Source organism: Shinella sp. WSC3-e (genome assembly GCF_945994535.1).
GTDB classification, from domain to species: Bacteria; Pseudomonadota; Alphaproteobacteria; order Rhizobiales; family Rhizobiaceae; genus Shinella; species Shinella yambaruensis.
The window spans coordinates 4,255,034-4,269,020 of the sequence record NZ_OZ000530.1; the positions used below are offsets into that span (position 1 = coordinate 4,255,034).

10 protein-coding genes are annotated in these 13,987 nt (G+C 66.7%); 8 read left to right on the forward strand and 2 right to left on the reverse strand.

Going from position 1 to position 13,987, the window contains the following annotated elements; translation table 11 throughout:
* Positions 1-92: 92 nt before the first annotated feature.
* The gene (locus tag AABF56_RS20880; RefSeq protein WP_244767249.1) at positions 93-2,378 is read right to left on the reverse strand and encodes an NADP-dependent malic enzyme; all 2,286 of its coding nucleotides are present in this window, start codon (positions 2,376-2,378) and stop codon (positions 93-95) included.
* Positions 2,379-2,492: 114 nt separating this feature from the next.
* Between AABF56_RS20880 and mutS the strand changes: the two genes are divergently transcribed.
* The 3 genes from mutS (at position 2,493) to murJ (ending at position 9,759) form a co-directional block, all read left to right on the forward strand.
* The gene (gene mutS / locus AABF56_RS20885; protein WP_272804229.1) at positions 2,493-5,231 is read left to right on the forward strand and encodes a DNA mismatch repair protein MutS; all 2,739 of its coding nucleotides are present in this window, start codon (positions 2,493-2,495) and stop codon (positions 5,229-5,231) included.
* Positions 5,232-5,326: 95 nt separating this feature from the next.
* Positions 5,327-8,170, forward strand: coding sequence for a [protein-PII] uridylyltransferase (locus AABF56_RS20890; RefSeq protein ID WP_272807387.1), 2,844 nt, complete (start codon positions 5,327-5,329; stop codon positions 8,168-8,170).
* Positions 8,167-9,759 carry a murein biosynthesis integral membrane protein MurJ gene (gene murJ, locus AABF56_RS20895; protein ID WP_272804230.1) on the forward strand — a complete coding sequence of 531 codons (1,593 nt, stop codon included), beginning with the start codon at positions 8,167-8,169 and terminating at the stop codon, positions 9,757-9,759. The genes AABF56_RS20890 and murJ overlap by 4 nt, the downstream gene beginning before the upstream one ends.
* Before the next feature lie 6 nt (positions 9,760-9,765).
* Here murJ and AABF56_RS20900 read toward each other — a convergent pair whose 3' ends face one another.
* On the reverse strand, positions 9,766-10,239 hold the full coding sequence (locus AABF56_RS20900; protein ID WP_272804231.1) for a YcbK family protein: 474 nt from the start codon (positions 10,237-10,239) through the stop codon (positions 9,766-9,768).
* A 232-nt stretch (positions 10,240-10,471) separates the two neighbouring features.
* On the opposite strand from AABF56_RS20900, the gene trpS reads away from it, so the two are divergent.
* From trpS to AABF56_RS20925, 5 genes are all read left to right on the forward strand, one after another.
* Positions 10,472-11,539 carry a tryptophan--tRNA ligase gene (trpS, locus tag AABF56_RS20905; RefSeq protein ID WP_272804232.1) on the forward strand — a complete coding sequence of 356 codons (1,068 nt, stop codon included), beginning with the start codon at positions 10,472-10,474 and terminating at the stop codon, positions 11,537-11,539.
* 92 nt (positions 11,540-11,631) lie between these two features.
* A complete protein-coding gene (locus AABF56_RS20910) occupies positions 11,632-12,123 on the forward strand; it encodes a universal stress protein (protein ID WP_244767254.1) in 492 nt (163 codons plus the stop codon).
* Between the two features lie 99 nt (positions 12,124-12,222).
* Entirely contained in the window at positions 12,223-12,792 is a 570-nt protein-coding gene (locus AABF56_RS20915) for a NifU family protein (protein WP_244767255.1), read from the forward strand.
* A 30-nt stretch (positions 12,793-12,822) separates the two neighbouring features.
* Entirely contained in the window at positions 12,823-13,470 is a 648-nt protein-coding gene (gene tsaB, locus AABF56_RS20920) for a tRNA (adenosine(37)-N6)-threonylcarbamoyltransferase complex dimerization subunit type 1 TsaB (RefSeq protein WP_272804233.1), read from the forward strand.
* Between the two features lie 4 nt (positions 13,471-13,474).
* The gene (locus tag AABF56_RS20925) at positions 13,475-13,969 is read left to right on the forward strand and encodes a GNAT family N-acetyltransferase (RefSeq protein ID WP_272804234.1); all 495 of its coding nucleotides are present in this window, start codon (positions 13,475-13,477) and stop codon (positions 13,967-13,969) included.
* Positions 13,970-13,987 lie beyond the last annotated feature (18 nt).

Sequence of the window (13,987 nt, forward strand, 5' to 3'; positions counted from 1 at the left end):
CCGACCTCCGGGACGGGCGGCTTTTTGCTTCGTGGGATTCGCGGAAGCAAGCGACAGTCCTGCGGCCATGGCCGCGGGACTGTCCCGGCAGGTCAGACGCCGGAATTGTAGGCGGCCAGCGTCGCCATGTTGACGATGTCGCTGTCCTTCGCGCCCATCGAGACGATCTGCACCGACTTGTCGAGGCCGACGAGCAGCGGGCCGATCACCGTCGAGCCGCCGAGTTCCTGCAGCATCTTCGTCGAGATCGACGCCGAATGGAACGCCGGCATGACGAGCACGTTGCCGGGGGCGGAAAGGCGGCAGAACGGATATTGCTCCATGATGCGCGGGTTGAGCGCCACGTCGGCCGCCATCTCGCCGTCATATTCGAAATCGACGCGGCGGCGGTCGAGGATCTTCACGGCTTCGCGCACCCGCTCCGAACGCTCGCCCGAGGGATGGCCGAAGGTGGAGTAGGCGAGCATGGCGACGCGCGGCTCGTAGCCGAGGCGGCGGGCAAGGCCGGCCGCTTCTTCCGCGATGTCGGCCAGCTCCTCCGAGGAGGGCATGTCGTGCACGGCGGTGTCGGCGACGAGCACGGCGCGGCCGCGGCAGAGCGCCAGCGACGCGCCGATGACCCGGTGGCCGGGCTTGGCGTCGATGCAGCGGCGCACGTCTTCCAGCGCGGTGGAATAGTTGCGGGTGAGGCCCGTCACCATGCCGTCGGCATCGCCGAGCGCCACCATGCAGGCCGCGAAGTGGTTGCGGTCGTTGTGGATCAGGCGCTGGGCGTCGCGGTAGAGGAAGCCCTTCCGCTGCAGGCGGGCATAGAGGTAGTCGATATAGACGTTGTTGCGCTTGGAGATGCGGGCGTTGAGCAGCTCGATGCCGGGCCGGTCGAGGTCGATGCCGGCGCGTTCCGCCGTCTCGCGGATATGCTCCTCGCGGCCGAGCAGGATGGCGGTGCCGAGCTGCTGGTTGGCATAGGACACGGCGGCGCGCATCATCTGCTCTTCCTCGCCCTCGGCGAAGACGACGCGCTTCGGCTGGCGTCGCACGCGGGCATAGATCTGCTGGAGCGTCGAGGCGATCGGGTCGCGTCGGGCGCGCAGGTCGCGTGCATAGGCGTCGAGGTCGGGGATGTTCTTGCGCGCGACGCCGGTCTCCATTGCGGCCTTGGCGACGGCGACGGGGATGGCCGAGATGAGGCGCGGGTCGAAGGGAACGGGGATGATGTACTGCGCGCCGAAGCGCGGGCGCACGCCCTGGTAGGCCGCGGCAACGTCGTCCGGCACGTCTTCCTTGGCAAGATGGGCGAGCGCCTCGGCCGCCGCGATCTTCATCGCATCGTTGATGGTGGAGGCGCGCACGTCGAGCGCGCCGCGGAAGATATAGGGGAAGCCGAGGACGTTGTTGACCTGGTTCGGATAGTCCGAGCGGCCGGTGGCGACGATGGCGTCATCCCGGATGCGGGCGACCTCTTCCGGCGTGATCTCCGGGTCGGGATTGGCCATGGCGAAGATGATCGGCCGCGGCGCCATGGAGCGGATCATCTCCTCCGAAAGCGCGCCCTTGGCCGAAAGGCCGAAGACGACGTCGGCGCCGTCCATGGCCTCGGCGAGCGTGCGGCGGTCGGTCTTGACCGCATGGGCCGACTTCCACTGGTTCATGCCGTCTTCGCGGCCCTGGTAGATAACGCCCTTGGTGTCGCAGAGGATGACGTTCTCCGGCGCGAAGCCCATCGACTTGATGAGCTCGATGCAGGCGATGGCCGCGGCGCCCGCGCCGTTGCAGACGAGCTTGGTCGTCTTGAAGTCGCGGCCGGTCAGCGCCAGCGCGTTGATCAGGCCGGCGGCGGCGATGATGGCGGTGCCGTGCTGGTCGTCGTGGAAGACCGGGATGTCCATCAGTTCGCGCAGGCGCTGCTCGATGATGAAGCAGTCGGGCGCTTTGATGTCTTCCAGGTTGATGCCGCCGAAGGAGGGACCGAGATAGCGCACGCAGTTGATGAACTCGTCGACATTTTCGGTGTCGACCTCGAGGTCGATGGAATCGACGTCGGCAAAGCGCTTGAAGAGCACCGACTTGCCTTCCATCACCGGCTTGGAGGCGAGCGCGCCGAGATTGCCGAGGCCGAGGATGGCCGTGCCGTTCGAGATGACGGCGACCATGTTGCCGCGCGTCGTGTAGTCATAGGCGGTCGCCGGATCGGCGGCGATGGCCTTCACCGGCACCGCGACGCCCGGCGAATAGGCGAGCGAAAGGTCGCGCTGCGTCGCCATCGGCTTGGTCGGCGTGATCTCCAGCTTTCCGGGGCGCCCGGACGCGTGGAAATCCAGTGCTTCCGTGTCGGTGACGGTTGCCCTCTGGCGATCGGATTTGTCGGTTCCCGGCATGCTTCCCCCTTCACACTCCTGTGGGCGATAGGCCCATAACTCCTCGCAGGTGTTGTTTTCTATAGCGCCCCGTGGCTAGGGTGACACCTCTTTTTTAGGAAGAACTGACTCTCCGTGAACGATCAGATCGTGCGTCCGAACGATATCCTGTCGACGGCAGACCTTGCCAGTGACGAAAGCCGCGCATCGGCAACGCCGATGATGGAGCAGTATATCGAAATCAAGGCGGCCAATCCGGACAGCATGCTGTTCTACCGCATGGGCGATTTCTACGAGCTGTTCTTCCAGGACGCCGTGGACGCCGCCCGCGCGCTCGGCATCACGCTGACGAAGCGCGGCCAGCATATGGGCCTCGACATCCCGATGTGTGGCGTGCCGGTCCATGCCGCCGACGACTATCTGCAGAGGCTGATCGCGCTCGGCTTCCGCGTCGCGGTCTGCGAGCAGGTCGAGGATCCGGCGGAGGCGAAGAAGCGCGGCTCGAAATCCGTCGTGCGGCGCGACGTGGTGCGCCTCGTCACGCCGGGCACGCTAACCGAGGAGAAGCTGCTCTCGCCCTCCGACGCCAACTACCTGATGGCCGTCGCGCGCATCCGCGGCGGGGCGGAACCATCGATGGCGCTCGCCTGGATCGACATTTCGACCGGCATCTTCCGTCTGTCGGAAACCAGCCAGGGCCAGCTTCTCGCCGATATCCTGCGTATCGAGCCGCGCGAACTGATCGTGCCGGACACGGTGTTCTACGACCCGGAGTTCCGCCCGGTGCTCGACGTGCTCGGGCGCGTCGCCGTGCCGCAGCCGGCCGTGCTCTTCGACAGCGCGACGGCGGAGGGCCGCATCGCCCGCTATTTCGGCGTCTCGACGCTGGATGGCTTCGGCACCTTCTCCCGCGCCGAACTTGCCGCCGCCTCGGCGGCCGTCGCCTATGTGGAAAAGACGCAGATCGCCGAGCGCCCGCCGCTCGGCCGGCCGGAGCGGGAAAGTTCCGCCTCCACGCTCTTCATCGATCCGGCGACGCGCGCCAATCTCGAACTGGTGCGCACGCTCTCCGGCGAGCGCTCCGGCACGCTCCTGAAGGCGATCGACCGCACGGCGACGAGCGGCGGGGCGCGGCTGCTCGCCGAGCGGCTGATGTCGCCGCTGACCGATCCGGACACGATCAACGCGCGGCTCGATTCGATCGCCGCCCTTGGCGACCGGCCGTCCTTCTGCGAGGACCTGCGCGCGGTGCTGAAGCGTCTGCCCGACATGCCACGCGCCCTGTCGCGCATCGCGCTCGGTCGGGGTGGGCCGCGTGATCTCGGCGCGATCCTGCAGGGCCTTACGATTTCCGGCGACGTCGCCCGGCTGATGGCCGGCGAGAGGCTGGAGGGCGAGCTTGCCGAGGCCGCGCAGGCCATCGGCGCACTGCCGCTCGACCTTTCGCATCGCCTTGCCGTCATGCTCGCCGACGAACTGCCGCTCTTGAAGCGCGACGGCGGCTTCATCCGCGAGGGCGCGGATGGCGAACTCGACGAGATGCGGGCGCTGCGCGACCAGTCGCGCCGTGTCATTGCCGGGCTCCAGTTGCAATATGCCGAGGAAACGGGCGTCAAGTCGCTGAAGATCAAGCACAACAACGTGCTCGGCTACTTCATCGAGGTTTCCGCCGGCAATGCCGCGGCGCTGACGGAGGGCGACGAGGCAAAGGCGCGCTTCATCCACCGCCAGACCATGGCCGGCGCCATGCGTTTCACCACGACGGTGCTTTCCGAGCTGGAAACCAAGATCGCCAATGCCGCCGACCGGGCGCTCGCCATCGAGCTTGCCGCCTTCAACGGCCTGGTCGATGCCGTCGTCGCCGAGGCCGAGGCCATCAAGGCGGCGGCGCGGGCGCTTGCCGTCATCGATGTCTCCGCCGGGCTTGCGGCGCTTGCCGAGGAGCAGGCCTATTGCCGGCCCGTCGTCGACCGCTCCACCATGTTCGCCATCGTCGGCGGGCGGCATCCGGTCGTCGAGCAGGCATTGCGCCGCCAGCAGTCCGCCGCCTTCGTCGCCAATTCCTGCGACCTCTCGCCGAAGGACGGCAAGGGTCACGGCGCGATCTGGCTGCTCACCGGCCCGAACATGGGCGGTAAGTCGACCTTCCTGCGCCAGAACGCGCTCATCGCCATCCTCGCCCAGATGGGATCCTACGTGCCGGCCGAAAGCGCCCATATCGGCATCGTCGACCGGCTCTTCTCGCGCGTCGGCGCGTCGGACGACCTTGCCCGCGGCCGCTCGACCTTCATGGTGGAAATGGTCGAGACGGCGGCAATCCTCAACCAGGCGACCGACCGTTCCCTCGTCATCCTCGACGAGATCGGCCGCGGCACCGCGACCTTCGACGGTCTTTCGATCGCCTGGGCCGCCGTCGAGCACCTGCACGAGGCCAACCGCTGCCGCGGTCTCTTCGCCACGCATTTCCACGAGCTGACCGTGCTGTCGGAAAAGCTCGACCGTCTTTCCAACGCCACAATGCGCGTCAAGGAATGGGACGGCGACGTGATCTTCCTGCACGAGGTCGGCCCGGGTGCGGCGGACCGCTCCTACGGCATCCAGGTGGCGCGCCTTGCCGGCTTGCCGCCGTCGGTGGTCTCGCGCGCCAAGGATGTGCTGGCCAAGCTCGAGGATGCGGACCGCAAGAATCCGGCAAGCCAGCTCATCGATGATCTGCCGCTGTTCCAGGTGGCGGTGCGCCGCGAGGAGATCCAGCGCGGATCCGCCCCGTCGAAGGTGGAGACGCTGGTGAAGGCGCTCAACCCGGACGACATGACGCCGCGCGAGGCGCTCGATGCCCTCTATGCGCTGAAGAAAGAACTTGGCAATCGCTAGCGCCTGGGATCATTGTCCTCGCCTGCGGAAAGGGTCTATAGCGCATGCGAACCGAACGGGCGATCGACGAGAAGCGGGACGCAAGCCGGCATCCGATGGAAAAGAAACTCCTGGCGCCGGCCGATTCCGGCCTGATCGACGTGCCCGCGCTGCGCGCCAGATGCGAATTCATCGCCAGCACCAATGCCGACTATCGCGACCGCATGCGCCGCGAGCTGCTGGCCGAGTTCAAGAAGGTGAACGCCGCGGGCCGCGAGCGGGCACGCGAACTGCTCTTCGCCGATGGCAGCGGCCTGCAATGCGCCGCGCGCATTTCCTGGCTGCAGGACCAGCTGATCGCCGTCCTGCACGACTTTGCGCTCAACCACGTCTTCAGCGCCGGCCAGGCGCCGCCCGCCGCCCGCATCACGGTGACGGCCGTCGGCGGCTATGGCCGCGGCACGCTGGCGCCGGGCTCGGATATCGACCTGCTCTTCCTCCTGCCGGTAAAACCCGCCGCCTGGAGCGAGCCGGCCATCGAGTTCATGCTCTACATCCTGTGGGATCTTGGCTTCAAGGTCGGCCATGCGACGCGCAACCTGGAGGAATGCATCCAGCTTTCCAAGGGCGACATGACGATCCGCACCGCGATCCTGGAGGCGCGCTACATCTGTGGCTCGGTGGCGCTGTTCGAGGATCTTGCCCTCCGCTTCGACCGAGAGATCATCCGCGGCACCGGCCCCGAATTCATCGCGGCGAAACTCGCCGAGCGCGACGAGCGCCACCGCAAGGCCGGCGACACGCGCTACCTCGTCGAGCCGAACGTCAAGGAAGGCAAGGGCGGGCTTCGCGACCTGCACACGCTGTTCTGGATCGCCAAGTATTTCTACCACATCCGCGACCCCGCCGACCTGGTGAAGCTCGGCGTCCTGTCGCGCCAGGAATACAAGCTCTTCCAGAAGGCGGACGATTTCCTCTGGGCGGTGCGTTGCCACATGCACTTCCTGACGGGCAAGGCGGAGGAACGGCTCTCCTTCGACATCCAGCGCGAGATCGCCGAATGCCTCGGCTACCAGCCGCATCCCGGCCTTTCGGCGGTCGAGCGCTTCATGAAGCACTATTTCCTCGTCGCCAAGGACGTCGGAGACCTCACCCGCATCTTCTGCGCCACGCTGGAGGACCAGCAGGCCAAGGAAGCGCCCGGCCTCACCGCCGTCATCAGCCGCTTTACCCGCCGCACGCGCAAGATCGCCGGCACGCTGGATTTCCTGGAAGACCGCGGCCGCATCACCATCGCCGATCCCGACGTTTTCAAGCGCGATCCCGTCAACCTGATCCGGCTCTTCCACATCGCCGACATCAACGGGCTGGAATTCCATCCCGACGCGCTGAAGCAGGTCACGCGCTCGCTGAAGCTCGTCAATGCGGCGCTGCGCGAGAACGAGGAGGCGAACCGCCTCTTCCTGTCGATCCTCACCTCGCCGCGCGATCCCGCGCTCATCCTGCGCCGCATGAACGAGGCGGGGGTGCTCGGCCGGTTCATTCCGGATTTCGGCAAGATCGTCGCGATGATGCAGTTCAACATGTATCATCACTATACGGTCGACGAGCATCTGATCCGCGCCGTCGGCGTGCTGGCGGATATCGACCAGGGGCGCGAGAAGGATGCCCATCCGCTGAGCTACCAGCTGATGCCCGGTATCGAGGATCGCATTTCGCTCTATGTCGCCGTGCTGCTGCACGACATCGCCAAGGGCCGGCCGGAGGACCATTCGGAGGCGGGCGCCAGGGTCGCGCGCAAACTCTGCCCGCGCTTCGGGCTCTCGCCGAAGCAGACGGAGCTTGTCGTCTGGCTGATCGAGGAGCACCTGACCATGTCGATGGTCGCGCAGACCCGCGACCTCAACGACCGCAAGACCATCGTCGACTTCGCCGAGAAGGTGCAGTCGCTGGAGCGGCTGAAGATGCTGCTGGTGCTGACGGTCTGCGATATCCGCGCCGTCGGCCCGGGCGTGTGGAACGGCTGGAAGGGCCAGCTCCTGCGCACGCTCTATTACGAGACCGAACTCCTGATCTCCGGCGGCTTTTCCGAACTGTCGCGCAAGGAGCGCGCCCAGGCCGCGCGGGAAATCCTCTCCGGTGCGCTTCCCGCCGACTGGAGTCAGAAGGACCGCAAGACCTATACGCGGCTGCACTATGATCCCTACCTGCTGACGGTCTCGCTAGAGGACCAGGTGCGCCACGCGGCCTTCATCCGCGAGGCGGACAAGGCAGGCCAGCCGCTGGCGACGATGGTGCGCACCCATTCCTTCCACGCCATTACCGAGATCACCGTGCTTTCGCCCGACCATCCGCGCCTCCTGACGGTGATCGCCGGGGCCTGTGCGGCGGCGGGCGCCAACATCGTCGATGCGCAGATCTTCACCACCTCTGACGGCCGCGCGCTCGACACGATCCTCGTCAACCGCGAGTTCCCGAACGATGCCGACGAGATGCGCCGGGCGGGCACGATCGGCCGGATGATCGAGGACGTGCTCTCCGGCCGCAAGCGCCTGCCGGAGGTGATCGCCACCCGGACGAAGAGCCGCAAGCGCAACCGCACCTTCACCGTCTCGCCTGCCGTGACGATCTCCAACACGCTGTCGAACAAGTTCACGGTGATCGAGATCGAGTGCCTCGACCGCCCCGGCCTCCTGTCCGAGGTGACGGCGGTGCTGTCGGATCTCTCGCTCGACATCGCCTCGGCGCATATCACCACCTTCGGCGAGAAGGTCATCGACACCTTCTACGTCACCGACCTCGTCGGCCAGAAGGTCACCAACGACAACCGGCAGGCCAACATCGCCGCGCGGCTGAAGGCCGTCATGGCGGACGAGGCGGACGAGCTGCGCGACCGCATGCCGCCCGGCATGATCGCGCCCGTTGCCGCCACGTCGAAGAGGATCAGGACGGAACAATGAGTCTGGTGAAAAAATTCGCGACCGTGGGCGGCGCGACGCTGGGCAGCCGCGTGCTCGGCTTCGCGCGCGAAACGCTGATGGCCGCAGCCCTCGGCACCGGACCGATGGCCGACGCCTTCTACGCCGCCTTTCGCTTCCCCAACCTCTTCCGCCGCCTCTTCGCCGAGGGCGCCTTCAACGCCGCCTTCGTGCCGCTCTTCGCGAAAGAGATCGAGGCCGGCGGCATCGACGGGGCGAAGCGCTTTTCCGAGGAGGTCTTCGGCGTCCTCTTCACCGTGCTCCTGATGCTGACCATCGCGATGGAGCTCCTGATGCCGCTCATCGTCGCCTGGATCATCGCGCCGGGCTTCGTGGGGGACGCGGAGAAGTTCGACGTTACGGTGAAGCTCGCCGTCGTCATGTTCCCCTATCTCATGTGCATGTCGCTGACGGCGATGCTGTCGGGCATGCTGAATTCGCTGCATCACTATTTCGCCGCTGCCGTCGCGCCCGTCTTCCTCAATGTTGTGCTGATCGGCGCGCTCGGCTACGGGCTCTGGCAGGGTGCCTCGCCGCTGGAGACGGCCTGGTATCTTTCCTGGGGCGTGCTCGCCGCCGGCCTCCTGCAGATGGCCGTGCTCTATGCGGGCGTGCGCCATGCCGGCATGAAGATCGGCTTTCGCCGGCCGCGCATGACGCCGAACGTCAAGCGCCTGCTCTGGCTCGCGCTGCCGGCGGCGGTGACGGGCGGCATCACCCAGATCAACCAGATCATCGGCCAGATGATCGCCTCCACCAAGGACGGCGCGATCGCCGCCCTGCAATATGCCGACCGCGTCTACCAGCTCCCCCTCGGCGTCGTCGGCATCGCCGTCGGCGTCGTGCTGCTGCCGGAACTCGCCCGCGCGCTGAAGGGCGGGCAGGAGCGGGAGGCCGGCAACCTGCAGAACCGCTCGATGGAATTCGTGCTCTTCCTGACCCTGCCCGCCGCCGGCGCGCTCTGGGTCATCTCCGACGAGATCGTGCGCGTGCTCTACGAGCGCGGCGCCTTCAGCCCGGAAACGACGTCCGTCGTCGCCGGCACGCTTGCCATCTACGGGCTCGGCCTGCCGGGCTTCGTGATGATCAAGGCGCTGAACCCAGGCTTCTTCGCCCGCGAGGATACCAAGACGCCGATGCGCATCACGCTGCTGTCGGTCGTCGTCAACTGCATCCTCGCCGTCTCGCTCTTCCCGCTGTTCCACGAGCGCGGCATCGCCACGGCCGAAGCCGTTTCCGGCTGGCTGACGGCGCTGCTGTTGTTCGTGACGCTGGTGCGGCGTGGCCATTGGCCGCTGGAAAAGGCGCTGCTCTGGCGCGTCGCCCGCCTGCTGGCCGCGACGGTCATCATGGCCGTGGCGCTCGACTACGCCTCCGGCTATTTCGCCGATCGCCTTGCATCCACCGCGCCGCTCTACGAGCAGCTCGTGGCGCTCGGCCTGCTGATCGCCCTTGCCATGCTGGTCTATTTCTCCGTTGCCTTCCTCATCGGCGGTGCCGATCTCGGCATGATCCGGCGCAACCTCAAGCGCAAGAGCAAGGCCGCGCCGAGCGAGGAAAGCGCCGAATAGGCCGCCTCACCGCGTCGCGAGCCGGGCGCGCCTTGCAAGGCGCGCCAGCCCGCCGCAATGATGCCAGTTGCGCCTCGGCCCCACATCGACATGCACGATGCCGTTGCAATAGGTGCCGACGCCGCCGATGGCCGGCGCGGACCTTGCTGCGGCGACGATCCGCTTCACCGGCACGCCCTGCACGCGGATATCGGCAGCGAGGCATTTTCGATGCAGCGATCCCCTCCGGCCGGCGGAGCGGTGGCCGGATGTGACGAGCGGCCGTCGCCCGACCTGCCGGGCGATATGGAGAAGGATTGCCCGCAGCTTGCCGGGGAAACATCGGTGCCGCACGCGCGGCGTCTGCACGGTATAGATCTTCGCCGCGCCCTTCTCGATTCTTGCGGCATGCTTGTGCCGTCCGCTCGCCATGGCTTCGCTCGCGAAGAACGACGTCAGCGCGATCATGCAGGCAAGCACGGTCGAACAGCTCTTTCGCATGGCACACGCCCTCCGGTCTGCGCCTTTGCGTCGAAACGAGGCCTGTCGAAATCCGACGGTCCCTGCCCCGCCCGGAGATAAGAACCGGAAAGTGTCATTTATGAGGAGTTTCTGATGAGACGTGGCAACCGGGCGGCGCTGCTGCGGTCTTGATCGCCGCCCCCGCGCCGTGCATAAGCGGCGCCACGACAACAACGGAACCAGGCCTTCCACCCGCCTGAAGGATATCGCCATGAGCGCATTCAAGCCCCTCGTCTTCTCCGGCGTGCAGCCGACCGGCAACCTCCATCTCGGCAACTATCTCGGCGCGATCCGCAAGTTCGTCGCCCTGCAGGCCGACAACGACTGCATCTACTGCGTCGTCGACCTGCACGCGATCACCGCGCAGCTCGTGCACGAGGACATGCGCGGCCAGATTCGCTCGATCGCCGCGGCCTTCATTGCCGCCGGCATCGACCCGAAGAAGCACATCGTCTTCAACCAGTCGGCGGTGCCGCAGCATGCCGAGCTTGCCTGGATCTTCAACTGCGTGGCGCGCATCGGCTGGATGGAGCGTATGACCCAGTTCAAGGACAAGACCGGCGGCAAGAATGCCGAACAGGTCTCGCTGGGGCTGCTGGCCTATCCGAGCCTGATGGCCGCCGACATCCTCGTCTACCGCGCCACCCATGTGCCGGTCGGCGACGACCAGAAGCAGCACCTGGAGCTGACCCGCGACATCGCGCAGAAGTTCAACATCGATTTCGGCAGCCACATCCGTAAGGCCGGCACCGGCGTCGACATCGTCGTCGGCGAGGAGCCGGTGCATGCCTATTTCCCGATGGTCGAGCCGCTGATCGGCGGCCCGGCACCGCGCGTCATGAGCCTGCGCGACGGCACCAAGAAGATGTCGAAGTCGGATGCCTCCGACCTTTCGCGCATCAACCTCACGGACGATGCCGACACGATCTCCAAGAAGATCCGCAAGGCCAAGACCGATCCGGATGCCTTGCCGGGCGAAGTCGAGGGCCTGAAGGGCCGCCCGGAGGCGGAGAACCTCGTCGGCATCTATGCCGCGCTCTCCGACAAGTCCAAGGCGGAAATCCTCGCCGAGTTCGGCGGCCAGCAGTTCTCCGTCTTCAAGCCGGCGCTCATCGACCTCGCCGTCAACGTCCTCTCGCCCATCACCGACGAGATGCGCCGCCTGATGGACGACACGAGCCATATCGACGCCATCCTGCGCGATGGCGGCGAAAGGGCGCGGGCGCGGGCCGAAAAAACCATGAAGGAAGTTCGCGACATCATCGGTTTTGTGCAGTAAGGTCGCCTCGAAACGTCCCGGCGCAAATCCCGGCAGAAGTGTGCAGCGGTTTGCGTGCGGAATTGCGCAGCACCTGGAGATGATGAGGCCGTATGGTTTCTCGACGACTTTCCCGCCTTGAAGGCCACCGCCGGAAATTCCTGGCGGTCATCGACGACACGCCGGAATGCCAGCGCGCCGTCCACTATGCGGGAATGCGGGCGAAGAACTCCAATGGCGGCGTCGTCCTGCTCTACGTGATCGCCAATGGCGATTTCCAGCAATGGCTGGGCGTCGAGGAGATCATGCGGGCCGAAGCGCGCGAGGAAGCGGAGGCCGTGCTGGCGAAGGCGGCGCAGGCCTTGCGCGAATCGGTCGGCATCGAGCCGGAAACGGTGATCCGCGAGGGCGTCGCCAGCGAAGAGATCAACGGGCTGATCGAGGAGGACCGGGACGTCGCGATCCTCGTGCTGGCGGCCGGTTCCGCCAAGGAGGGGCCGGGGCCGCTCGTCTCCTCGCTTGCCAGCCGCGGCCAGGCCTTTCCGATTCCGGTGACGGTCATTCCGGATTCGCTGTCCGACGAGGAACTGGACGCGCTGAGCTGATCTCCAGTCTTGAAGAAAGGCGCGGAAACGCCTATCTTCTTTTGAATTATTCTAAATATTCTGGCCGATCGGCGAGCGCCCGGCCGCACGGAGAGAAAGATGTTCATCCAGACCGAAGCGACGCCGAACCCGGCGACCCTGAAATTCCTGCCGGGCAAGGTGGTTCTGGAAACCGGTACGGCAGAGTTCCGCGACGAGACGGAAGCGCGCGCGGCTTCGCCCCTGGCGGCCCGCCTGTTCGCCGTCCCCGGCGTCACGGGCGTGTTCCTCGGCTATGATTTCATCACCGTCACCAAGGACGGCGCCGACTGGCAGCACATGAAGCCGGCGATCCTCGGCAACATCATGGAACACTTCATGTCCGGCCAGCCGGTCATGGCGAGCGGCGCGCTCGGCGGCAACGAGACCGACGAGGGCGAATTCTTCGACGAGGGCGACGAGACGATCGTCGCCACCATCAAGGAACTGCTCGACAGCCGCGTGCGCCCGGCCGTGGCCCAGGACGGCGGCGACATCACCTTCAAGGGGTTCCGCGACGGCGTCGTCTATCTCAACATGAAGGGTGCCTGCTCGGGTTGCCCGTCCTCAACGGCGACGCTGAAGCACGGCGTGCAGAACCTCCTTCGCCATTTCGTACCGGAAGTGCAGGAAGTTGAAGCCGTCATGTAAGGCCTGCCCCGCAATGCCCCGGTGCCCGGCATGATCGTGCTTGCGATCGATACGGCCGGCACGGGTTGCCATGCGGCGCTCTATGACCCCGACGAGGACAGGATTCTCGGCGCCGCCGGCGCCGATATCGGCCGTGGCCATGCCGAGCGGCTGATGGAATTCGTCGATGCGGCGTTCGATGCCGCCGGCCTCACGCTCAAGGATATCGATCGGATCGCCGTCACCATCGGCCCCGGCTCCTTCACCGGCATCCGCGTCGGCGTCGCGGCGGCGCGTGGCCTTGCGCTGGCGCTCGGCATTCCGGCCGTCGGTGTCTCCACTTTGTCGGCTCTGGCCGCGGACCGCCGGGCCGCCACACCGCTGCTGGTCGCGATGGATGCCAAGCGGGACGAGGTCTACTGGCAGCGCTTCGCCGCCGATGGCAGCGCGCTGTCGGCGCCCGCGATCGCTGCCCTGGACGCGGCGCGAACGCTCGCGGCGGGGCATGACGGGGCGATCGCCGGCTCGGCGGCCGCGCTCCTGCGTGATGGCGCGCCGCAGGGCGGCGACGGCGTTTCCATCGCCACCGTCGCGCGCCTCGGTGCCCGCCTCGACCCGGCGGACCATCCGCCCAAGCCGCTCTATCTGCGCGGTCCCGATGCCAAGCCGCAGGCGGGTTTCGCGATCAAGAGGGCATGACGGCATGTCCCTGACCGACTATTTCACCCGCAAGCCGGCCTTCGACATCTTCCCGCTGGAAACCGCCGATGCCGGCATTGCGGCGGCCCTGCATCGCGCGCGTTTCCCCCAGCCGTGGAACGACGGCGAGTTCCATTCGCTGCTGCTGCAGGAGCCGGTCTACGGCTTCCTTGCGCTGCGGGAGGGCGCGCACGGCCGCACGGCCGGCGGCTTCGTGCTGGCCCGGGCCACGGCCGGGGAGGCGGAGATCCTGACGATCGGCGTCGACGAGCGGTTTTCTCGCGCGGGCCTCGGCTGGCGGCTGATGCAGGCGGCACTGCGCGAGGCCAAGATGCGCGGCGCCGAAGACATTTTCCTGGAGGTCGACGAGGGCAATGTCGCTGCTCGCGGGCTCTATGCCAAGCTCGGCTTTGTGAAGGTCGGCGAGCGCAAGGCCTATTATGTCGCCGCCGACGGCCACAGGTCCACGGCGCTTGTCTTGCGGCGCGATCTTCGTTAGTCCCCTATCGGGAGGCTG